At 41.8% G+C, this 22649-nt stretch carries 18 protein-coding genes; 6 read left to right on the plus strand and 12 right to left on the minus strand.

The features are described from left to right. Positions 1–14 precede the first annotated feature (14 nt). The 4 genes from D0T84_RS02760 (at position 15) to D0T84_RS02775 (ending at position 2792) form a co-directional block, all read left to right on the plus strand. Positions 15–836, plus strand: a complete 822-nt coding sequence (locus tag D0T84_RS02760) for a hypothetical protein (protein WP_163305755.1) — start codon at positions 15–17, stop codon at positions 834–836. 102 nt (positions 837–938) lie between these two features. Continuing rightward, positions 939–1454 carry a mechanosensitive ion channel domain-containing protein gene (locus D0T84_RS02765; RefSeq protein WP_163305758.1) on the plus strand — a complete coding sequence of 172 codons (516 nt, stop codon included), beginning with the start codon at positions 939–941 and terminating at the stop codon, positions 1452–1454. A 90-nt stretch (positions 1455–1544) separates the two neighbouring features. Beyond that, positions 1545–1982 (plus strand): single-stranded DNA-binding protein, encoded by a 438-nt coding sequence (locus tag D0T84_RS02770; protein WP_163305761.1) that lies wholly within the window; start codon positions 1545–1547, stop codon positions 1980–1982. Positions 1983–2216: 234 nt separating this feature from the next. Further along, positions 2217–2792, plus strand: a complete 576-nt coding sequence (locus D0T84_RS02775; protein ID WP_163305764.1) for a hypothetical protein — start codon at positions 2217–2219, stop codon at positions 2790–2792. A gap of 135 nt (positions 2793–2927) precedes the next feature. Here D0T84_RS02775 and D0T84_RS02780 read toward each other — a convergent pair whose 3' ends face one another. Continuing rightward, positions 2928–3602 carry a hypothetical protein gene (locus D0T84_RS02780; RefSeq protein ID WP_163305767.1) on the minus strand — a complete coding sequence of 225 codons (675 nt, stop codon included), beginning with the start codon at positions 3600–3602 and terminating at the stop codon, positions 2928–2930. Positions 3603–3861: 259 nt separating this feature from the next. On the opposite strand from D0T84_RS02780, the gene D0T84_RS02785 reads away from it, so the two are divergent. Further along, positions 3862–4680, plus strand: coding sequence for a hypothetical protein (locus tag D0T84_RS02785; RefSeq protein WP_163305770.1), 819 nt, complete (start codon positions 3862–3864; stop codon positions 4678–4680). Positions 4681–4684: 4 nt separating this feature from the next. On the opposite strand, the gene D0T84_RS02790 is transcribed toward D0T84_RS02785, so the two are convergent. The 7 genes from D0T84_RS02790 to D0T84_RS02820 all read right to left on the minus strand — a co-directional run bounded on the left by D0T84_RS02790 (position 4685) and on the right by D0T84_RS02820 (position 14701). After that, positions 4685–5989, minus strand: a complete 1305-nt coding sequence (locus tag D0T84_RS02790) for an NAD(P)-dependent oxidoreductase (RefSeq protein ID WP_163305773.1) — start codon at positions 5987–5989, stop codon at positions 4685–4687. 972 nt (positions 5990–6961) lie between these two features. Further along, entirely contained in the window at positions 6962–8761 is a 1800-nt protein-coding gene (gene typA, locus D0T84_RS02795) for a translational GTPase TypA (protein WP_163305776.1), read from the minus strand. Between the two features lie 96 nt (positions 8762–8857). Further along, positions 8858–9643, minus strand: coding sequence for an acyl-ACP--UDP-N-acetylglucosamine O-acyltransferase (gene lpxA / locus D0T84_RS02800; protein ID WP_163305779.1), 786 nt, complete (start codon positions 9641–9643; stop codon positions 8858–8860). A 90-nt stretch (positions 9644–9733) separates the two neighbouring features. Next, positions 9734–11119: a bifunctional UDP-3-O-[3-hydroxymyristoyl] N-acetylglucosamine deacetylase/3-hydroxyacyl-ACP dehydratase gene (locus tag D0T84_RS02805; protein WP_163305782.1), complete on the minus strand. Its 1386-nt coding sequence runs from the start codon at positions 11117–11119 to the stop codon at positions 9734–9736. 15 nt (positions 11120–11134) lie between these two features. Next, on the minus strand, positions 11135–12178 hold the full coding sequence (gene lpxD, locus D0T84_RS02810) for a UDP-3-O-(3-hydroxymyristoyl)glucosamine N-acyltransferase (protein ID WP_370525403.1): 1044 nt from the start codon (positions 12176–12178) through the stop codon (positions 11135–11137). A gap of 123 nt (positions 12179–12301) precedes the next feature. Beyond that, a complete protein-coding gene (locus D0T84_RS02815; RefSeq protein WP_163305788.1) occupies positions 12302–12772 on the minus strand; it encodes a DUF4251 domain-containing protein in 471 nt (156 codons plus the stop codon). Positions 12773–12880: 108 nt separating this feature from the next. Then, positions 12881–14701, minus strand: a complete 1821-nt coding sequence (locus tag D0T84_RS02820; protein ID WP_163305791.1) for an LTA synthase family protein — start codon at positions 14699–14701, stop codon at positions 12881–12883. 134 nt (positions 14702–14835) lie between these two features. On the opposite strand from D0T84_RS02820, the gene D0T84_RS02825 reads away from it, so the two are divergent. Next, positions 14836–15471: a biopolymer transporter ExbD gene (locus D0T84_RS02825; RefSeq protein ID WP_163305794.1), complete on the plus strand. Its 636-nt coding sequence runs from the start codon at positions 14836–14838 to the stop codon at positions 15469–15471. Positions 15472–15511: 40 nt separating this feature from the next. Here the strand turns inward: D0T84_RS02825 and D0T84_RS02830 are convergent, their stop codons facing one another. From D0T84_RS02830 to kdsB, 4 genes are all read right to left on the minus strand, one after another. Next, entirely contained in the window at positions 15512–16051 is a 540-nt protein-coding gene (locus D0T84_RS02830) for a hypothetical protein (RefSeq protein ID WP_163305797.1), read from the minus strand. A gap of 352 nt (positions 16052–16403) precedes the next feature. After that, the gene (locus D0T84_RS02835; RefSeq protein WP_163305799.1) at positions 16404–20651 is read right to left on the minus strand and encodes an acyl-CoA dehydratase activase-related protein; all 4248 of its coding nucleotides are present in this window, start codon (positions 20649–20651) and stop codon (positions 16404–16406) included. Continuing rightward, on the minus strand, positions 20651–21304 hold the full coding sequence (locus D0T84_RS02840; protein ID WP_163305802.1) for a TetR/AcrR family transcriptional regulator: 654 nt from the start codon (positions 21302–21304) through the stop codon (positions 20651–20653). The genes D0T84_RS02835 and D0T84_RS02840 overlap by 1 nt, the downstream gene beginning before the upstream one ends. A 309-nt stretch (positions 21305–21613) precedes the next feature. Next, positions 21614–22354 (minus strand): 3-deoxy-manno-octulosonate cytidylyltransferase, encoded by a 741-nt coding sequence (kdsB, locus tag D0T84_RS02845; RefSeq protein ID WP_163305805.1) that lies wholly within the window; start codon positions 22352–22354, stop codon positions 21614–21616. Positions 22355–22649: the final 295 nt, after the last annotated feature.

Genomic DNA, 22649 nt, shown 5'->3' on the forward strand with positions numbered 1-22649 from the left:
CTAATTAAAAAAACATGAAAACATCAATATTAAAATTGATTTGTGGCGTCTTCTCTGTAGGAATTTTATTCTCATCCTGTTTGGGAGATAGTGATACTAACTCTTCAATCGGGTTTGATTATGCTTATATCACATCTGTTGACGGAGTTAAAGTGGCTGCTGTAGCTAATGGCAGAACATATATCACAACGGATCAGATACAGGTCAAAGGACAGGAAGGTCAGGTTTATGCGATGGGTTATACTATCAATACCTCTCAGACTGGTGGCGGCGGAAAATATTATATTGCTGAAGATTCGGGCCAGGCGATGATGCTGTTGACACAGAGATCAGCAGGTATTGCCTCGCCGGCTGCTGTTGAAGATGACTATACTCCTACAGCATTTGGTGTGGCAACATATTATGCGGATAGTGGATTCTTTGGCGACAGATGGGTGTTTGCAGCGCAGGCAGCATTGAAGGATAAAGATGAAGCATGGATGGAATTCTATTATGATGTAGATAATCAGAAAGAAGAAGTGAATGGAGTGGCACAGGAAATAGGAAATAATAAAATAATTATCGATATCAGGTTCAAGAAGGATGCAAGAGGAGATGGCGCATTGTCGAGTACTACTATCAACTCGGTGGGTAACTTGTCTAATATCAGGAACTATTTCCGTACAAGCAACAAGTTTAGCTTTAACGGCGAGAAGTATGTCTACATCCCTATAAAGTTCCGCTATCATATACTTAAAAAAGATAGCAATAATCAGGATGTTGTAACAGAAGTATTGGAAGGAAACTGGAATACCGATTCCAGTTATAAATATCTACTTTATTACGAGGCGCAATAATATACAGTTTATCCGATATAGAGGCGCAGCTATTATATAGTTGCGCCTTTTTTATCTACAAATAAATCATTACATTTATCCGAGATACAAAACAAAACCGGAATGATTGGAATACTAAAAGAGCATTTACCTCAGATCATAGCTTCTGTACTTGTAGTACTACTGACCCCTTCGGCAAAATATATTGCGCGGAAGATAGTCGATAAGTATGGATCGGCAACATTAAAATCAGAAGCCCGCACTTTGCATGTTATACAGATAATAAATATCCTGATTAATTTCACATGCATCATTACCCTGACAATAATCTGGGGTGTACGTCCTCAAAATATGTTAGTGGCGCTGTCCTCTATCTTTGCGGTCATTGGTGTGGCCATGTTTGCCCAGTGGTCGATGCTAAGTAATATCACGGCTGGTATTATAATCTTCTTTTCCACACCTTTCCGCATAGGAGACAGGATACATATACTGGACAAGGACACTCCGATAGATGCCATAATAGAAAATATACTCACTTTCCATACCTATCTGAGAACATCGGAAGGCGAGCAAATTATCATTCCCAATTCGCTATTTCTCCAGAAAATAGTTTCGGTAGGAAAACAGAAAGACACCTGACTAAATGATAGCGAATAGATTTTTTTTCTATATTTGTGTATCTATATGTCTCAATAATAATTTGTGGAAAATTTAAAATAGTCTCTAAACATGTCGGTAAATAAAGTAATACTCATAGGAAATGTAGGGAGAGATCCCGACGTAAAATATTTTGATAACGGCAACAACGTAGCCAATTTCACACTGGCTACCACCGAAAGGGGGTATACGACCGCTAACGGGATACAAATACCCGACCGTACAGAATGGCACAATATAGTTTGCTGGAGAGGCTTGGCCAAAGTCGCCGAACAATTTGTAAGAAAAGGGACTCAGGTATATGTAGAAGGCAAGATACGTTCGCGCACATATGATGACGCGAATGGCGTGAAGCGCTATGTGAATGAAATATATGTCGATAATCTCGAACTATTGGGTAACCGTAAGCGCGAAGGTGGCGAAATGAATGGTAATTATAATCCGCCTGCTGATAATGGCGGGTATCAGGCTCCTCCGGTTGTAGGAGAAGATGATGATTTGCCATTCTGATGTATACATAATGCATCTCTTGCAGGAGATTTTTAATAAATAATAAAACCCGGCAGATTAAGGAAATGGTGTAGCTGTTTAATTAATCTGTTTTGTTTTGAATAATAAACGGCTCAATTCCATTAGTTGTTTTACATACGCTTCGCTCCTGTGAACGTTGTTTGTCGTAACTCGGCATAACATAATCTTATTGTTTACCTTACTATTCATAAGCAGGTCTGTGGCCTTGATAAGATGGCAAAGATTGTAACTTTGTGCTTTTTGCTTGTATCCTTCTTCTCTTCTTGTAATGAGTATACACCTAGGCCAAAAGGGTATATCCGTATAGAAAGAGAGGAAGCCGGTATGGTCAGGCTGGAACGTCCGGAATTCTCATTTCTGTACCCTTCGAACGCGAAAATAGAATACCTGAAGCCGGAAGCTAAGCACGAAGTCTGGTTCAATATACTGTATCCTGTTTACAAAGCTACTATCTACTGTACGTATATCCCTACCGACAGGCAGAAACTGCCCAAGATGCTGGATGACAGCCATCAGCTTGCCTATAGCCATGCAGCCCGTGCCGGAAGTATTACCCAGACCCAGTTTGCGGGCTCAGGTAATACCACAGGGCTTATATATGATATAAGTGGCTCTGTAGCATCTCCGGTGCAATTTTATATAACAGATAATACATCTAAGTTTTTGAGGGGGGCATTATATTTTAATGAGGCTGTAAGCCCCGATTCGGTAGCGCCTGTAGTCGCTTTCCTGCGCTCCGATATCACACATATTATGGAGTCGCTGGAGTGGCAAAATATTGTAAAGTGAAAAGCATAGGATAGGGACTATATCGAATATCGTACATGTAGGGGAGGGGTTTGCCCGCCCAACATCAGTTATCGGGCGGGCAAACCCTGCCCCTGTAACTATCAAATAAATAATCGACAAATAATCAAAATTGCACTATTTATTTAGCGGCAGTTTATGATATTTAGAAGTAATTATAAATGCCGTAACTCTAAAACCATCGATAGGTACGTCGGTCACATTCATAAAAAGTATTCCAGACTTATCATCCTTATAGATTTTGAATTTGTAAGCATAACAAGGGATATTATCATATAAGCGGTACACAAAGGATTTCTTATAGGCTGTGTAGTTCCTTATAAGTCCTCTCTTTCTTTTACTGTTCGCTTTTCTCCAGAGTTCTTTATACAAAGAACTTCCGTAATAGTGGTATGCATAAGTGTTTATATCTATTTCAACTTTAAACAGGAGTTCATAATGTTCTATCTCGGTGTGTATGTTAAACATATTGTTCCTGAACTGGTCTATTTCGGATGGCTTTTTATCTCCCAGTTTATTCCCTTCGAACAGGCGCCTGTAGACTTCGATATCACTGAATAGATTGCTGTATTGGCTAAATAGTTCATCATGAGGAATGTTAGAGAATTTCCCCTCTTCAATCATACTCATAAATCCCTGGGCAAACAAATATGCTTGTCTGCTTCTCTCTCGGGTGGATATTTGTGCTGTTCCTGATGGTCTTGTCCTGTTATTATGATATTGGGCAATCAAATAACCTGTGATAGAACCACCAATCCACGCTAATAGGATAAATAGATAATATAAGGCCATAATTATCTATTGGTATATGATTGGATTCTAAAGATACAATTTTTTTTTGCAATACATGACAAAAAATATTGAAACTGGCTTGAAAACCATATTTTCATAACCGTAAGTCATCGACCTAATGTCATCAAGTTAAGGATTATTGTATCAAAAGTTGTAATAAATTCTTTTCATTACTTATGTGAGGAATATCTTTTGTATTTTTATGATGGATAAATTATATTTGCAGTTCGGCTCTGATGTTGAATAAATCTTTTCAGATATGAAAAATCTTTTATTTTCGATAATAACTATATTCTTCTTTTCTTCGTGTAGTTCTACTTTTTTCTACTCCACCCTTAACACACCCAATGGATATGTGGAAAAAGTAGATAATGGGGATTTTCTATTAGAGACTGACAGCCTGTGGATTGCATACTGTTTTAAGGGGCAGGGAGGCCCTGTGCAGATTACTGTATTTAATAAAACCGATAAACCGTTCTATGTGGATTGGAAAAAATCCGCTTTGATTATTGATAATGTAGCCCTGACCTATTCCGGCGAAAAACTGGATTATTCCGGCGATTGGGGTGGACTCTCTAATGATACATACGCATGGGGTGGTTTCGATGGCTCGGTATCGTTGCCCAAGGATGTGAGTTTTATACCTCCTCAAACGATGATAAGCGAAATACCGCTGGCTCTTAATCCTACCTTCGACCATATAGATAAGAAGAAGTATAGGGACTCATATATAGGCAACAAAAGCGAAACGGCGATGAAGGTGAAGAGGCTTGACTTTGATGAAAGAAACAGTCCTTTGTCATTCAAAAGTTATCTTACAGTCTATTCGCAGCCGGAAAGACCTATGGTTTTTGAACAGGATTTCTATTTGTCTACTTTGATGCGTACATCCGAGATGAAGCCCTCATCCTTACCGGGACAGATGCTCGACCGCGGCGACTTTTTCTATATGGAGAAACCTGCCAATAATACAGCCCTCTATACTACTCTCGGCATTGTCGCGGGAGCAGGACTTATTGTTATCGGGGTCGTGTATGGAGAACCTGAAGATTACTATGACTATAGTGATGACTGGTAAAATGTTATTGACTTAAAAGTTTTACCGCGTCTACATACTGCGCAATTCCTTTAGCCACTTGCTTTGCCTCGCGCATAGCCAGTACCACTGTCTGAGGGGTATGTACCACGTCTCCTCCGGCAAATACGCCCTTACGTGTTGTCATACCATACGGATGCTGTTTTGTGATAACATACCCGTTCTCATTCACCTCTATCCCAAGCGAAGTAGAAACGATACGGTTAGCAGGTTTGGAGCCTATCGCTATCAATACGCGGTTCACCGGTTTTACGATCTCTCCGTCAGGCGTTTCTATGCGTACCGCCCTTAATACGTTCTTTTCGCCGATACATTCCACAGTACGGCTTTGCCACATAAACTGTACACCCTCCTCTACAGCTTCGGTGTATTCGGTTCGCAGTGCCGGAATTTGTTCTTCCGTTCCGCGGTAGATGATAGTTACTGTTTTTGCTCCCATTCTCAACGCTGTGCGCGATGCGTCCATAGCGACATTGCCTGCTCCGATGACAACGATATCTTCATTTTCTGCCAGAGGTACGGCTTCCCTGCTTATATCCCCGTTGTTATAGAGATTGACCATTCTAAGGAAGTAAGAAGATTGCAGTACCCTGAATAAATTGATTCCGGGAATGTCTACCGTTTTTGGGACGGAGGTGCCTGAACCGATGAATACGGCATCGAACTCGCGGTCGAGCATATCATCCACAGTCCCTTTTTCTCCTACCAGATAGTCGCTTATGAAGGTAACGCCCAGTGCCTCAATTTTCTTTATTTCTCTGCGGACTATATCCTTTGGCAGACGGTATTCGGGTATGCCGTACATGAGTACGCCTCCGGGTTCTTTCTGCCCTTCAAACACGACGACGTTGAATCCTTCGCGTGCGAGGTCTCCGGCTACGGTCAATCCTGCCGGGCCAGAGCCTACGATGGCTACTTTTCCTCTGGTTTTGGGTTTCAGCCGGTCTTTGATAAGATTCATATCGCTGTCAAAGTCGGCGATGAAGCGTTCCAGCCTGCCTACTTTGACAGGATTATTCTTTTTGTTAAGGATGCAATGCCCTTCACACTGCTTTTCGTGAGGACATACTCTTCCGCATATAGCCGGAAGGTTACTTTTTTCGTTTATTATCTGCATTGCCGCGCCTATATTGCCCATCGATAACTGGTTGACGAATCCGGGAATATTATGTTCGATAGGGCAGCCCTGTATACACAACGGGTTCTTACAATTAAGGCAACGTTTGGCTTCATCTATGGCTTCCTGCGTAGTGTAGCCTGTATTTATTTCTGCGAATTTTTTATTTTTCATTTCAAGGTATTATCAGGTAATTGCAATCTTTACATTGCAAATGTATATATTATTTTGCAATATTGATATTGCATAACTAGCTTTTTTTAATTATTTCTGTAAAATTTTGATATTGTTTTTGGAGAATAGACAAGTGGAAGTTGATGAAAGAGGGTGTAACGCTTGTGTTATTGGGCACTCCCGACCCTCACCCCGGTTCTCCCCAAAGGGGGAAGGGTTAGACGCCTAATGTTGCAATAAATACTTTTCATTACTTAAATCGGTCTTTTCTATCTGCGCGCAATCACAGATTGCTTACCTTACTTTTGGCCGAAGCTCCAAAAGTAAGCAAAAAAGCATTGCGCCCCGTACGCTTGCTAACGGCGCTGGCTGACGCCTGACGAGCAGAATTTATACCAATGTCATCAAGTTAAGTAAATCTTATACCCTGTCATCCTGAACGATAGTGAAGAATCTCTTTTCTTAAAAGCAATTTGCCTACAAGGGATGCTTCGTCCCTCAGCATGACAAAGAGGAAAAAGGCTTGACTTAATGACATTGGGGTCTATCTTCTGTCTCGGCGTTGCGTTGCGACTCCGTGCATCTGTTCCGCAGGCGGGGCACCCACCCGGTGCAGGCGGCGTGAAACGGAATGTTGTCCGAGCCGCAGGCGAGTTTCGTCCCGTTTAGCCGTCCAGCCGTTGGTGGGTCGCCGAGGGACAAAGCACTAGCCTTTTGCTTCCTTTTGGGCAATGCCAAAAGGAAGGACAAGCCCGGGAGGGCGCGGCAGCAGGGAGCTACGACTAAAGTATTTAGCCTAGGATAGCCTTTATGCAAAAAATAAAAGAACCTATAATTTAAACAAAACGAAACACCGATTCGCATTATTCACAACTCATCACTTCCTTATATAAGACAATTTTCATCACAAACAACAACGAAGGCTGCCACTAAAAAAGTAACAGCCTCCATGATCGTAATAATCCTGTCAATTTATTTCTTTGCCATCCGCTTACGGTCGTTTTCGTCAAGGTATATCTTGCGTAACCGTATAGCATGAGGGGTAACTTCTACATATTCATCTTCTTTGATATATTCCAACGCGTCTTCAAGGCTGAATATAATAGCAGGCGCAAGCCTTACTTTGTCATCCGTTCCCGAAGCGCGAACATTGGTCAGCTTCTTCGACTTGGTAAGATTTACTACCAAATCGCCTTCCTTGGTATGTTCCCCTACAATCTGCCCCATATATATATCGGTCTGCGGTTCAAGGAAGAATCTACCTCTGTCCTGAAGCTTATCCAGCGCGTAAGCATAGGCATTACCGGATTCACTTGCTATAATAGAACCATTGGCACGCTTCTCTATATCGCCTTTCCATGGCTGGAATTCGAGGAAACGGTGTGCTATGACAGCTTCTCCCGCCGATAAAGTCAGTGCGGCATTATTCAATCCGATTATTCCACGCGATGGGATCGTAAATTCAAGATAGATGCGCTCTTTCTTGTTACCCATCATAGTGAGTTCGCCACGGCGGCGTGTCACTAAGTCTATAATCTTACTCGAATATTCTTCGGGAAGGTTTATCGTCAGCTGTTCTACCGGTTCGTATTTCTGACCGTCTATTTCTTTTATAATTACCTTAGGCTGGCCTACCTGCAGTTCATAGCCCTCGCGGCGCATTGTTTCAATCAGGATAGACAAGTGCAGGATCCCCCTGCCATATACAACCCACGAGTCCGCATTATCCGTAGACTCTACACGCAAAGCCAGGTTGCGGTCAAGCTCCCTCATCAGGCGGTCGTGAATATGCCTCGATGTTACAAACTTACCATCTTTCCCGAAAAACGGGGAATCATTGATCGTAAACAACATGGACATGGTAGGCTCGTCAATATCAATTGTCGGCAACGGTTCAGGCTTCTCAATATCGGCTATCGAATCGCCGATTTCGAATCCTTCGATACCGATAAGCGCGCATATATCTCCGCATTGAACGGTAGAGACTTTTGTCCGTCCCAATCCTTCGAATGTATTCAGTTCTTTTATTTTAGTCTTTACGATGCTGCCATCCCGCTTACAAAGGGAAACATCCATATTCTCCCTCAGTTCTCCGCGATGCACACGCCCTACAGCGATGCGCCCCACATACTTGGAGTAGTCGAGCGATGTAATCAGCATCTGAGGCGTACCTGCGAGATACTCCGGAGCCGGAATATGCTCTACGATAGCATCAAGTAATGGGGTTATATCTTCAGTCGGCTTGTGCCAGTCTTCAGACATCCAAGCCTGTTTTGCCGAGCCATAGATTGTAGGAAAATCAAGCTGCTCTTCTGTAGCGTCAAGGCTGAACATTAAATCGAAAACCATCTCATGAACTTCATCCGGACGGCAGTTGGGCTTATCCACTTTATTGATTACGACAATAGGTTTCAGCCCCATGTGAATCGCTTTCTGAAGTACAAAGCGTGTTTGCGGCATAGGCCCTTCAAAAGCATCTACCAGCAACAGACAGCCGTCAGCCATATTCAGTACCCGTTCGACCTCGCCGCCAAAGTCGGCATGCCCAGGGGTGTCTATGATGTTTATCTTAGTCCCTTTATAATTTATCGAAACGTTCTTGGAAAGGATAGTAATTCCGCGTTCGCGTTCCAAATCGTTATTGTCAAGTATAAGTTCTCCTGAGGATTGATTTTCTCTGAAAAGTTGTCCGGCAAGAAGCATCTTATCTACAAGGGTAGTCTTACCATGATCGACATGTGCGATAATCGCAATATTTCTAATATTTTGCATATATATGATTTGAGGGTGCGAAGGTACGACATTTTTATAAAAAAATAATCCATTTAGAATATCTAAATGGATTATAATTTATTCTTTTATTAATGTTTATCCCATATACCCCCTTACGATACCACGAGGCGAGTTTTTGACAAAGTCTACGATAAGCCTCATCTCTGGCGTTTCGGCAAATTCGTTTTCTATTTTACCAATAGCATCAGAAAAATTGAATCCGGCCTGATAGATAACACGGTATATCTCCTGTATTTCATTTATTTTCTCGTTGGAATAACCGCTACGGCGCAATCCGATAAGGTTTACCCCGGAATAGCAAACAGGCTCGCGACCCGCTATGATAAATGGTGGGATGTCTTTGCCTAAGCGTGTACCTCCCTGTATCATAACGTGTGCTCCCAAGCGTGTAAACTGATGTACGAGCGTACCTCCGCTTAATATGGCATGGTGGTCGACTTCGACTTCTCCTGCCAGCTGGGTGGCGTTGCCAAGAATAACATAATCGCTCAGTTCGCAATCGTGCGCAACATGACTATAGGCCATCAGCAAACAATAGCTACCTACCGTGGTATGCCCTTTAGAAGCAGTTCCCCTGTTTACGGTGGCACATTCCCTGATGGTTGTATTATTGCCTACTATAGCAAGGCTATCTTCTCCTTTAAATTTCAGATCCTGAGGAATCCCTCCTACTACCGCACCCGGAAAGATACAGCAATCGCTTCCTATACGGGAGCCACTCCTTATATTGGCGCCCGACATTATATGTGTGCCATCGCCCACTTCTGTATTTCTGTCTATAAAAGCGAAAGCTTCGATTGTCACATTTTCTCCCAATTTAGCTTCGGGATGGACATAAGCCTGATTAGATATGTTTGACATGATGTAATATTTAAATCTGATGGAACAATATACAAACTTAACAAATTATCGCTATTTGTCTGCAAAAAGTAATAAACAGGTCTGTGACTTCTATTTATTTTTCACGATCTGTGCCGTAAATTCAGCTTCTGAGACGAGCCTGTCCCCTATAAAGGTATATCCTTTCATATTGGCTATGCCGCGTCTGATCTCAGACATCATATTCAGCCTGAAAATAAGCGTATCGCCGGGTACTACTTTATTCCTGAATTTCACATTGTCAATTTTAAGGAAATATGTAGAATACCTTTCCGGCTCTTCCACCTGAGACAATACCAGCAAACCTCCTACCTGCGCCATCGCTTCTATTTGCAAAACACCCGGCATCACAGGTTCCTGAGGGAAATGCCCCTGAAAATACGGTTCGTTAGTTGTAATATTCTTTACACCAATAATATATTTTTGCCCTACTTCGATAACCTTATCAACCATCAGGAACGGATATCTGTGCGGAAGCAATTCCTTTATCTTGTTGATGTCGAAAACCGCAGGTTTATTCGGGTCATATACAGGCGGCTGAACCTCGCTCAGTTTAATCTGCTTGCGAATCAAACGCGCCAGTTTATTATTTATCTTATGCCCCGGGCGCGTAGCGATAATCCTTCCCCTGATAGGTTTTCCTATCAATGCCATATCCCCGATTATATCGAGCAGTTTATGGCGGGCAGGCTCATTAGGGTACATTATTTGTTTATTGTTCAGGTAGCCAAGCTCTGTCGCGTCCTTGTGAGGTACGCCAAGCAGATCGGCCAGGCTGTCCAGATCCTGTTGGGATATCTGACGTTCGTAGATTACGATAGCGTTATCCAGGTCTCCTCCTTTTATCAGCCCCGCTTCACGTAATTTTTGTATTTCGCGTACAAAAACGAATGTCCGCGCGCTTGCTATTTCCTTCGGAAAATCGGCCAGATTATCGAGTGACGCTGATTGATTCGGTATATATTTTGATTCGAATTCGATAAATGAGTTGATACAAAAACGATCATCGGGAAGAAGTGTCAGTTTAGAGCCTGTCTCTTCATCTACAACCTCCATTTTATGACGGACGACAAAGTAATCCCTTTCTTCGTTCTGTTCTACTATGCCCACTCCAAATATAGCCTGCACATACTGTATAGAACTACCGTCAAGTATAGGAAATTCCGGCGCATTTACTTCTATGAGGCAATTATCTACCTTCAACGCATAAAGAGCGGCCATGGCATGCTCTATGGTACTTACCTGTACATTATCTTTTATCAACACTGTACCACGTTGGGTATTACCAACATTTTCTGCCAAAGCATCTATTACCGGTTGATTTTCAAGATCAATCCTTTTTATTTTGTATCCGTGGTTATCCGGCGCAGGATTGAAAGTTATGGTTATAGGTAGTCCTGTATGCAACCCTTTTCCTTGCAATGTAAAACTGCTCTTCAGAGTGTGCTGTTTACTCATTTTTATAAGATATAATTATTTATTTATTTGGTTCGATTTCAAAGCCTCAATTTCTTTTTGTAACTGGGCTATCTGTTTATACATTTCGGGTAGTTTAGGAAAAATAACGCTGGATTTGAAAAAATCTTTTACCGGAATAGCCGGAGACCCTAAAATCTTTGCATCCGGTTTTATATTGCTTATTATGCCGGACTGGGCACCTATATTAGCATTATCGCCAATGGTAATATGCCCTCCAAGGCCTACTTGTCCGCCAAACATACACTGCTTGCCAATCTTGGTAGAGCCCGATATTCCTACCTGTGCCGCCATAACAGTATTGTCTCCTACTTCAACATTATGTGCAATCTGAATCAGGTTATCCAGTTTTACTCCTTTATGTATAATAGTCGCATCCATCACGGCGCGATCGATTGTAGTATTGGCTCCTATTTCTACATCATCCTCTACGCGGACAATACCCATTTGAGGGATTTTCTTAAATACGCCGTTTTCGGGAGCAAAGCCAAAACCGTCGCTTCCGATAACAACACCACTGTGTATAATGCAATTGTTGCCGATTATACAGCCGGCATAAATTTTTACTCCGGGATAAATAATGGTATTATCTCCTATTTTTACATTGTCCCCAACGTATGACTGGGGATATATTTTCGTATTATTGCCTATCTCAACATTTTCCGCGATATAGGAAAACGCTCCGACATATACATTCTCTCCCAGTTTCGCATTTTCTGCGATATGGGACATTGCCTCTATTCCGGATTTCTGTGGTTTGGATTTTTCAACCATATCCATCAATATGGCCAATGAGGCATACGCGTTAAAACATCGGATCAATGTCGCCTTTACAGGTTGTTCCGCTACAAAATCATTGTTAACCAGCACAATGCTGGCACCCGTTGTGTAAATGAAATGGGTATATTTGGGATTGGCTAAGAAAGTTAACGTCCCGGGCTTACCCTCCTCTATACGCGAAAAACTATTCACTTCAATAGAAGAGTCCCCTTCAATTGTACCATTTAATACTGTAGCAATCTGCTTTGCAGTGAAGGATATTTGCATAAAAATAGACTAAAAAATATTTGGCGCCCCCTCTTAAGGGTGCGAAATAAATAATAATTTTCCAAATATATTACTTTTATGCTTAAAAAACAGTTGAAGAAAGCGAAATATTATTAATTATTCAATCTTTCCGTAAAAACTTATGGGTTGCCGGTTGTTCTGGTTCACTGTTAAAGTGGCATATCCGGTATCTCCGATCGAAAGGTTTAAAGTATATTTTGTTCGTATATCTTTGGTAATTATAGTAACATCCCACATCCCATTTTTCTTCTCTGAAACCGAATATTCAAAATCCTTGCTGGTAAATTTTATTCCTCCATCGGTAGGAGACATCGGGGCTGTATATGCTCTCCCGAAGTAGGGTAAATAAGAATCGACAGTATCTTTCGATACTTTCAGTGAATATGAATAATTAAGATTAACCGTCTTGCCACCCATTGGCAAAGCTGTTTGGGGAACAAAAGTATAATTTGTGGATTCAATCTTCTCCTTCATACGGGAAATAGTTTCTTCCTTGGTCAGGCTTTCGCCCGACTTACAACTAAAACCTAAAACGGCAAGAATAGCCAGTGCAAATATTGTTCTCATAATAAAGCCCTCCTTATTCGTTATTTGATAATACATTAACATTCTGAGGCAAAGAATGTTTAATGAAGAATTATTGTAAACTGCCTTTTATTAAAAGACAATCCCCAATTATCTTTCCCCTAAATCAAGATACATCATTTGAAAAAAAGATTTGGCCTTTTTTTCCATATCAGGCTTACCCTCCTGATAAATAACAGCCTGCTTGTCGTTGTCATAAGTAACGGTTCCTGTAGAATCAGTCATGCAGAACCCGTTTACATAGGAGTAAAACGCAAACTTGTTACCTTCGGCATTCAACATATCTTTGCTAAAACTGAAATTGTCATACTTCAGATTCAACTGTGACAGCAAAGTTGCGGCTAAGTCGTTCTGAGCACCTGACTCAGATACCTCGCAGGGCTGCTTTACCGCACCGCCCATCCATATCATCGGTATACGGAAGCGCTTAGGGTCGCTGTTGTTCAACCCTTGCGGATACGACTGTATGGCATGGTCGGCTACGAATATGATTAATGTATTGTCCCATCGGTCTGTTTTTTTCAGTCGCTCTACAAACTTGCCCAGGCAGTCGTCCGTGTAGTTTACGGCATCGAGAAACGGCTCTTCAAACTTGCCACGAGGCACATCGAAAGGTTCGTGGCTGCTCAGCGTGAGCGCTACCTTGAAGTAAGGCTTTTCTTGCGGTTTTGTCGTCAGGTCATTATACAACCTGTCTATCAGTAGTTTGTCGGGCACACCCCATTTGGTCATGCGCTCGCTGACAGGGAACTCCTTATCGGCCACAATATCCTTTATGCCGCATGCCCCCACAAAGTAAGAACGCATGTTGGCAAAATCGGCATCGCCTCCATAATAAAAGGAAAGGTTATCATAACCCGCCTGTTTCAGCGTTTTGGGGATAGTGGGCAGATTTTCGGTTTTCCGCGGATATTTCATGATGGCTACCGTAGGATGTGCCGGGTATCCGCTCAGTATAGAGACAAGCCCCCTGTCGGTACGGAAACTGTTGGCAAAAAAAGAAGAAAAAAAGACACCTTCTTTTGCAAAGCGGCTCATATTGGGTGCTACGATAGAGTCTAATGCTGCATCGGACGAAAAACTTTCGAGGATAAAGAGTATAATATCCGGCCTATCTGTATTCAATAGTTTGGGTACGCTGTCGCTGTGCGGCTGGAAATTCAACTCCGCAAAGATTTTCCCGGCCTCTTCTTTATCATAAAACTGATACTGCGACCCGAAGTTATCTGATTTGAAGAATGAAGCCATCAGGTTAAATTCGGGATTGATGGCCGCATGATTGAGGAACATATTGTCGCTATAATATACCTGCCCTATATTCATTGTAGATACAGTTACTCCACCCCTAATAGGCAGGAATAAGGCGCCTGTTAGCAAAACAAGAACAATACATGCTTTTATTATATTTTGGGGTACATTTAACTTTAATATCTGCTTTTTAATAAAGAATGCATACCCCATATATGCAATAGCAATATAAACGGCTATACCTAATATTCCGAAAGCAAAGTCCAACGCGGAGGCGCTGGCAAAGGTCTCTTTCGGCTTCTGTAGATAAAGAAAGACCGTGGAATCGAAATGAAAGCCCCAATATGGGTAAACGACTATATCGACAACGGTAATGATAGCCATTAACAGGAATATAATACCGAAATAGATGCCGGAGATAGATGCTATAAATTTAGGCTTAAGCCATATGGACGATATAAGTATGAGCGCGGGTATTACCGTAAGATACCCGCTCATAGACATATCTAAAGGTAAACCATGATACAGCACATTCACTATATCTCGCGGGCTTATGCCTCCGCCTATAGAAGCATGTATCAACAGGAATACAGTTTTTCCGATAAAAAAGAGCAGGATAAAGTAAAAAAAGATGGTAAAAAAGAGTATTATTCGTTGCTTCATACAGCGCTAAAATCATTAAGTTCAGCACAAAGATAAAATATATAGAAAAAAAGCCATCGTTTTTTATGGAATTTCAACATCCGTTCTCTCTATTAGGTAAAAACAGATGTTTAACACTTAAAAAAACAAATATTATGGCACACATAGATACAGGCAATAGTGAAGCTAAAAAAGGCAAGCCTAAAAGACAAGCATTGAGAGTAGACTTTACCCCGATGGTGGATATGAATATGTTGCTGATTACTTTCTTCATGTTTTGCGCCACACTCAGTATTCCACAGATAATGGATGTAGCCATGCCGGCAGATACGGACGAGACACACAAAGAACGGGCATCTACCTCAGTTACAGTAATTTTAGGAGAAAATGACAAAGTATATTACTACGAAGGACTGGCCAACTATGACGACTACACATCACTGAAAGAGACTAATAGTCTGGGTGTACGCAATATCCTGCTAGAGAGGAATAACGAAAACATGTCTAAAATAAAGGATTTGAGGCAAAGACGCTATAAAAAGGAAATAACTGAAAAACAATTTAAGGACATGGTAAGCGAAATAAAAAAGGAAAAAGGCGGGCTTACCGTTTTAATAAAACCAACAGAAAAGTCAAACTATAAGAATCTGGTAGACGCCCTTGATGAGATGCAGATATGCGGAATAGGCAAATATGCTATCGTAGAAGTAGAAGACGGGGATAGATTCCTCATGGAAAACCTGAAAACCAAAGGACAATTAACCGCTATGGCTGAAAGACCTAATAATTAGCCTCATCCTTACACATTTATATACACCACAGGAGATGCAATCAGAAAGTTGTATCTCCTGTTTTTTTTACCTCATAATGTCCTCCATCCGGACGAAGGCAATCCCCTGTAACAGATTGTGAATTCTTTACCCAGACCAGCGCATCTTTATTTTCACCATACCATTTGAAGACAGCCTGCTGGAATTTTTTTCGATTTTTTTTACTTTCCCTCAGATGGAACCAATAAGTGCAATACCCGCATCCATTCTCATCAAAATCCACACCTAATAACTCAAAGGTAGGGACGTCACCGATTATTTCCTGTATGGCCACATAGGCTACATCCGCTATTGTATAGTTCCCACCGAAAAATCTGACAGGCACATCTGTTTCTTTTGTGTCCGACATTTTATCTATCAGGGATGGGACAATATCAAGACCCTTATCTACAATACGCCAGAGTACAGGATCGCTGCAATTATGAATGTAGGGTACATCTACGACATACCTGAGGCTATCGGCCAGCTTTTTGTAGTTATCCTGCGAATAAGCTTGTGCTGCTAAAAGGAAGAGAGAAAAAAGAATATATATATTTTTCATAGTTGTGTAATTTCGTATAACTATACCTGCTAAGATATATTTTTCCCTAAGTACATGACAAAAAAATATCCAATATGGAAAACATTGCTAATTAACAAATTGTCCGAAAGGCAAAATATATGCTGTCTTGTCTTTCAGATAGTGGTTTCTAAGCATTGCAATTTTCGCAGGCCGATGCCCCAATGTCTTCAAGCTAAGACTGAAATAAGACGGGCTTTCAGTCCTGATCTTTGGTTCCATAATCCTTAAGTTGATGACATTGGACCGATAACTTTCTCAGGAGATTCCATGTCAGGCACGGAATGACAGACTTTTGACACACCCTCTGTCTACTATTTAATTATTTCCCGGATTATATCATAAAATGCAGGCGGTTTTGCAGATTTACCTCGGCGATACCTCCGTCAATGTCCAGATATAGGATATTCATATTCGGATAAATTTCCTTGATACGTTTCTCTACACCCTTTGCCACAATATGGTTTGCGATACATCCGAATGGTTGCAGACAAACCACTTTATTAACACCTTTGCGGGCATAGTGCGCAATCTCCCCGGGTATCAGCCAGCCTTCGCCAAACTGATTGGAAAGATTCAATACTTCTGAAGCTGCTTCGGCTTTGGCATAAATAGATTCGGATGCTTCATAGAATTTGAATTTGCGGAGGATCTTTTCAGACTTTCTTACCTTTCTGTTGATATACCACCAGATAATAGGTTTCAATGTTTTAGAAAAGATGGTCTCTTCTGCCAGTCCATTCGCCACGTTTACTTTGCTGTTAACAAAGAACTGCATCAGGAAGTCTAATAATGGGGGAGTGGAAACCTCCACATTACGTGAACGTAGCCATTCGGAGATATTTGCCTGCGCATAGTTATTATATTTCACAAATATTTCCCCGATAAGCCCAACCTTAGAGTACTCTTTATTATATATAGGTACATTATTAAAGTCTTCAACCGCTTCTTTTAGCAATCGAAACAGTGTTTTCGCATCTTTTGCACGAATAGCATCGATACCCCGCTCGATGTAGAAATCAAACACCTCTTGCGATGCGCCTTCTTTCTTCTCACGCACAGAAATAGCGCTGTGCATCTGTTGTAGGCCGTCGCCATAAAGAACAATCGGAATAGCCAGTTTTGCAACCTTTTTCCATTCCAAAGTGAACTCACTTTCATCGTTCTGATACGTTTCGCCCGAAGTAAGGGCTATCACCGGAATATCGTTGAACCCGGCATTTTGCAGTCCGGTCTTAATCTGCGCTATATAATTTGTCGCGCGGCATTGCCCACCTGTCTGGGTAATGGCCAGCACAATATCCTTTACATCATAATTCCCCGACTGCAAGGCACTGATAATATCTCCTAAGACAAGGGTAGACGGATAACAAACCTCGTTGTTTCCATACATCAAGCCGAGGTCGGCTGATATTTTATTCGATTTCGGCAGATTCTCCACCTTTAGCCCAAGAAGTTCTCCCAATGCAGGCGCAAATGGCGAAATAAAGTCACAAAGCCAAGGCAGCAGGATCGTTTTATTCTTATCCTTTGCTTTCTTATAAGGGACAGAATAGCCCCTGTAGTAATTATCGGAAACCGCATCGTATGATTTCACGGCTTTCAGTGATTCTACCAATGAACGCAAACGCAGGCGGATAGAACCCGGACTGGCTATTTCGTCGATACGGAGCACCGTTATATTTTTACCTACGGCTTTCAGTATATCACGGGTTTCGTCCATAAAGAAAGAGTCGGGACCGCAACCGAATGAGTTAAGCTGTATCAACTGTACATTTTGAGGCAGCTTGGCTACTTCCATCGCGGCCTGTACCACACGGTTAGGGTACGACCATTGCGACACGATGTTCAGCTTGCCGAAACCATGACTTTCCGGTTTGCGGAACACATCGTCTGTAAGTACTGTCACTCCCAAATCGGAAAGGATTTGTCCTACTTTCTGATGAATCAGCGGGTCGGTATGATAAGGGCGTCCTGCTACTACAAAGGTCAGTTCGCCGGTTTCCAATGCTTTATTCAACAATTCTTTCTGGAATCCATAAAGCTCCTGCCTTAATCCGTCTTTAACAGCTACTGCTTTTGGGAATGCCTTGTCGAAAGTCTCTTTTGATACGCCCAATCCGGATAAATATTTGAAACAACCTTTAGCCAAAGCCTTATCGCTACTAAATGTAATTACAGGTTCATCAAATGGAATACCATGACGGCCTGAAGGGTCTATCGAACTCTGTATTACATCGGGATATCCGCTTACTACAGGGCAGTTAAACGAATTGGATGCCTGTCCGAATTCTTTTTCTTCTTTCGGTACTATCGGATAAAATATCCTGTCCACCTTACTTTCGATAAGTGAAAGGATGTGCCCATGCACCAGTTTGGCAGGGAAACAGATATTATCCGACATCACTCCCCCTACTCCCTTCTGGTAAAGCGGGAAAGTAGATTCGGGCGAAAGGCGTACATTAAATCCGCACTCTGCAAACAATGTATGCCAGAACGGATAGTTATCGAACATATTCAGTACACGCGGTATACCGATTGTTTTCCCTTTGTTTATATTGTCCGCATTTACAGGGCGGCTGAAAAGTATATCGTTTTTCTGGTCGAAGGCATTGTATCCTTCCCTACGTTCTACGTTCTTATTGAAGAACACCTTCTCACATTTGTTCCCGGCATAACTGATATTGCCATTATTGAATTTGAAACGGAGTACCGAACACATATTTGTACAACCCTTACATGTCAGTTCCTTAGAATCTATTGTGCTCAGATCGAACAAGGCTTCTTTCCCCAAGAAAGATGTTTCCTCTTGTTTCTTTTCCCACAGGCGTTGCGAGTATAAGGCAGCCCCTAAGGCACCCATCAGTTCGGGATGGTCTGTAGAACTAACGGTTTTACCCGACAGCATTTCCAGTGCACGGTAAACCGCATCGTTGCGGAATGTACCTCCCTGCACTACAATATGGTCTCCCAACAGGTTCAGGTTGGATATCTTAAGTACCTTGAACAGGCAGTTTTTGACAACGGAATAGGCCAATCCGGCAGCAATATCGTCATTACCCGCATTCTCCCTCAACGATTGCTTTACCTTCGAGTTCATAAACACAGTACAGCGTGAACCCAAATCGCTCGGATATTTTGCCAGACAGGCAGCCCGCGCAAAGTCAGACAATTGCATATTCATAGTAGAGGCAAAGTTCTGCAGGAACGAGCCACAACCGGCCGAACAAGCTTCGTTCAGCTCTATATTGGAAATCAGCCCATTACTAATGAATATCGATTTGATGTCCTGACCGCCAATATCTAATACGAATGAAACATTCGGGTCAACATATTGTGCGCCCGAGAGATGGGCAATAGTCTCCACAATGCCGTAATCGAGCCCAAGCGCAGATTTCATTAAATCCTCGCCGTAGCCGGTAGCGGCAGAAGACAGGAATTTCACGGTAACGCCTTTTGCTTCCGCTTCTTTATAGAACAAGGATAATCCTTCCATCACTTTTTTCAGCGGATTACCTTCGTTGTTTCCGTAGAATTTGTAGATAATGTTAGCGTCCGTGTCCATCACTACCACTTTAGACGTAGTGGAGCCGGAATCTATACCAAGGAAGCATTCTACATATTTATCTGTACCCAGTTCTTTAAATTTAAGAGCCTTTACGTTACGGTTTGCATCCCATGAGATATATTCAAGTTCATCCTTAAATAATGGTTCCAGAGCATCGGTATGATTCGATGAAGTAGATTCGGAAAGTTTTGCAACCAGTTCTTCCAGATCGAAAACTTTAGCATCTTCTCCCTCGTAAAGGGCGGAACCCCATGCCGGAAAATATTCTCCGTTTTCAGGAACTATAATATCCGAATCCTGTATTTTCAGCACATCGCGAAAGGCATTCCGCAACGCAGGGATAAATGTCAATGGCCCGCCTATACAAATCACTTTGGGAATAACATCGCACCCGCGTGCCAATGTAGTTACCGACTGTAAAGCTACAGCATGCAGAATGGAAGCTGAAATATCCGAAACCGGAATATTACGGCTAATCAGGTTCTGTACGTCTGTCTTCGCAAATACGCCACAGCGTGAAGCAATCGGATATATCTTGTCAAAATCAAGCGCCTTTACACCCAGTTCTTCGATCGAGATATTCATCAGGCTTGCCATCTGGTCTATAAACGCGCCCGTACCTCCTGCGCAGCTGCCATTCATGCGGATATCAGGATGGCGCCCTTCGTTAAAGAATACCGTCTTGGCATCTTCGCCTCCCAGGTCGATCAGCGTATGGGCGGCAGGATATACATTCTTTACCACCTCTACGGCAGCCACTACTTCCTGTACAAATGATATCCCGACACGTTCGCCGATACCCATACCGGCCGAACCGGATATATTGACAGTAAACCCTGTGTCAGGATATAGTTCGATGACCTTTTGTAATTCAGCGACCAGCGTTTGTTGTATATTTGCCTGATGCCTGCAGTATGACTTATAAATAATTTGTAGTTCGTTGTTTAAAACCACAACCTTCACGGTTGTCGACCCTACATCAACACCCATTTTGTATTGTTGCCTCGTACTCATTATAGTGTAGCTTTTTCTGTTTTCAATTCATTTTCGCATGGTTTCAATGCGTTTATGGTAAACTGTATGACGTATTTTTCATGATTAGCTATCAGTTCACTGTAAATATTTGAAGGGATTTCCATTAAGGTCATCGCCAGGTTACTAAACATGAAAGGGAACATACACATCGAAAGTATATTCAATAAGAAATCGGCGGCAGGGGTCTCCCTGATCGTGCCTTTTTTTATCTCCTCTTCTATGCGCTCCTCTATCTTACTAAAGGAACCATAAGGATTACGCTTTTTAATACGCTGGGTCAGCCCTTCGGGATTCAGGCTTACCTCATTCAGTATAAACGCTGCTATCTGAGGGTATTCGAAAAGAAGCTCATAGTAGGTGTGTATCCACATTTCTATCAGCTCAAAAAACGGAAGGTCTGAATGTATAGTCTCAAATATCCTTTTAGTAAAGATATCGAGGGCATCTTCAAAGATGATCTCAAATAGATTATATTTCGACTGGAAATAATAATTTACCATTGCCACATTCGTGCCGGAAGCCTTAGCTATATCCCTGACACTGGTGCCTTTGTAGCCGTTTTTTATGAAAAGGATTTGTGCTTCCTTCAATATCCGTTTCCGGACTTCGGAAGATTCTTCATTGTTAAACATGTGTTCTAAACGATTGTTTAAGATGCAAAAATAGAAAAGAATATCAAACTAAACAAGTGTTTAATGCATCTATAGTGATTTATAGCGTTTTTTAGGTTTTGAAGTCATCTTGACTTTTAACCACAGAATCGCACAAAGCACAGTTATATACCTGATTGTCAATTAATTATGTGTTTGTGGTAAATTGTAAACAAATATATTTTTAAAGACAATTATTAACGCTAATCAAGGTTTAAAAGAACACAGTAGCCTATTGCCCCGAAGGAACCGACTGGAAAACATGTCTCCACAGGAGGCATTTAACTCTCATTATAACAGTCTTATCGCCCTCTCCATATCCTCCGGCGTATCGATGCCTATTGTTTCCACATCGGTATATCCCACACGGATATGGTAACCGTTCTCTATCCAGCGAAGTTGCTCCAGTGATTCAGCCTTTTCGAGGGAAGACTGCGGCAGTTGCGTGATTTCCTTCAACACATCCGCGCGATAGGCATACATACCTATATGTTTGTAAAATATATGTTTATCCAGCCATTCGGCATGATGAACATCGCGTATATACGGCACAATGGAACGGCTGAAATAGATAGCTTCGTTGTTCTTATTGATAACTACTTTCGGCGAATTAGGATTAAACAGGGTTTCGAATCCGTCTTCTTTCCTGAAAGGTTTTACAAGAGTTGCCAATTCAACATCCCGGCTATCAAAGCAGTTTTTCAAAGCATCAATCTGTTCCGGTTGTATAAAAGGCTCGTCTCCCTGTACGTTTATTATTACATCGAACGATTCCCCTATCCTGGTATATGCTTCCTGTATACGGTCTGTACCGCTACGATGCTCTGCGGATGTCATTACAACCTTACCTCCGAAGGCGGCCACAGCATCGGATATACGTGTGTCGTCAGTGGCAACCCACACATTATCCACCGCCTTTTGCACTTGCTCATATACACGTTGTATCATTGGCCTCCCTCCCATATCGGCCAACGGTTTACCCGGAAAACGGGTAGAGGCATATCGTGCCGGAATGATCGCTATAAACTTCATGTCTAAATTATTTTGATACAAAAATATGAAATAAGTAACTGTTTAAATTTTATTTGTTCAAATTTTTAGAGATGTTACTAAAAAGTGACAATTGAAAATCGACGGAGCGAAGCGTAGTCAAATGTGACACTTTTTTCATTACTATTACTTGTTACCTTTTTCCCTCTAACTATATCAAAAGATCTCTTTATAAGTAATGTAAAGTATTTATTGTAACATTAGTTGTCTAACCCTTCCCCCTTCGGGGACTTCCCTTTATCAAAAGGGAAGAGTGCCTGACGGATCAAACGGCACC

Source organism: Dysgonomonas sp. 521 (assembly GCF_010501055.1).
GTDB lineage: Bacteria > Bacteroidota > Bacteroidia > Bacteroidales > Dysgonomonadaceae > Dysgonomonas.

Coding starts and splice junctions, on each gene's coding strand:
- D0T84_RS02805 (WP_163305782.1), bottom strand. CDS start 11,119: ATGAGTAAACAGCACACTCTGAAGAGCAGTTTTACATTGCAAGGAAAA.
- D0T84_RS02770 (WP_163305761.1), top strand. CDS start 1,545: ATGTCGGTAAATAAAGTAATACTCATAGGAAATGTAGGGAGAGATCCC.
- D0T84_RS02825 (WP_163305794.1), top strand. CDS start 14,836: ATGGCACACATAGATACAGGCAATAGTGAAGCTAAAAAAGGCAAGCCT.
- D0T84_RS02785 (WP_163305770.1), top strand. CDS start 3,862: ATGAAAAATCTTTTATTTTCGATAATAACTATATTCTTCTTTTCTTCG.
- lpxA (WP_163305779.1), bottom strand. CDS start 9,643: ATGTCAAACATATCTAATCAGGCTTATGTCCATCCCGAAGCTAAATTG.
- D0T84_RS02830 (WP_163305797.1), bottom strand. CDS start 16,051: ATGAAAAATATATATATTCTTTTTTCTCTCTTCCTTTTAGCAGCACAA.
- D0T84_RS02765 (WP_163305758.1), top strand. CDS start 939: ATGATTGGAATACTAAAAGAGCATTTACCTCAGATCATAGCTTCTGTA.
- D0T84_RS02760 (WP_163305755.1), top strand. CDS start 15: ATGAAAACATCAATATTAAAATTGATTTGTGGCGTCTTCTCTGTAGGA.
- kdsB (WP_163305805.1), bottom strand. CDS start 22,354: ATGAAGTTTATAGCGATCATTCCGGCACGATATGCCTCTACCCGTTTT.
- D0T84_RS02790 (WP_163305773.1), bottom strand. CDS start 5,989: ATGAAAAATAAAAAATTCGCAGAAATAAATACAGGCTACACTACGCAG.
- D0T84_RS02775 (WP_163305764.1), top strand. CDS start 2,217: ATGGCAAAGATTGTAACTTTGTGCTTTTTGCTTGTATCCTTCTTCTCT.
- D0T84_RS02815 (WP_163305788.1), bottom strand. CDS start 12,772: ATGAGAACAATATTTGCACTGGCTATTCTTGCCGTTTTAGGTTTTAGT.
- D0T84_RS02780 (WP_163305767.1), bottom strand. CDS start 3,602: ATGGCCTTATATTATCTATTTATCCTATTAGCGTGGATTGGTGGTTCT.
- D0T84_RS02820 (WP_163305791.1), bottom strand. CDS start 14,701: ATGAAGCAACGAATAATACTCTTTTTTACCATCTTTTTTTACTTTATC.
- D0T84_RS02835 (WP_163305799.1), bottom strand. CDS start 20,651: ATGAGTACGAGGCAACAATACAAAATGGGTGTTGATGTAGGGTCGACA.
- typA (WP_163305776.1), bottom strand. CDS start 8,761: ATGCAAAATATTAGAAATATTGCGATTATCGCACATGTCGATCATGGT.
- D0T84_RS02840 (WP_163305802.1), bottom strand. CDS start 21,304: ATGTTTAACAATGAAGAATCTTCCGAAGTCCGGAAACGGATATTGAAG.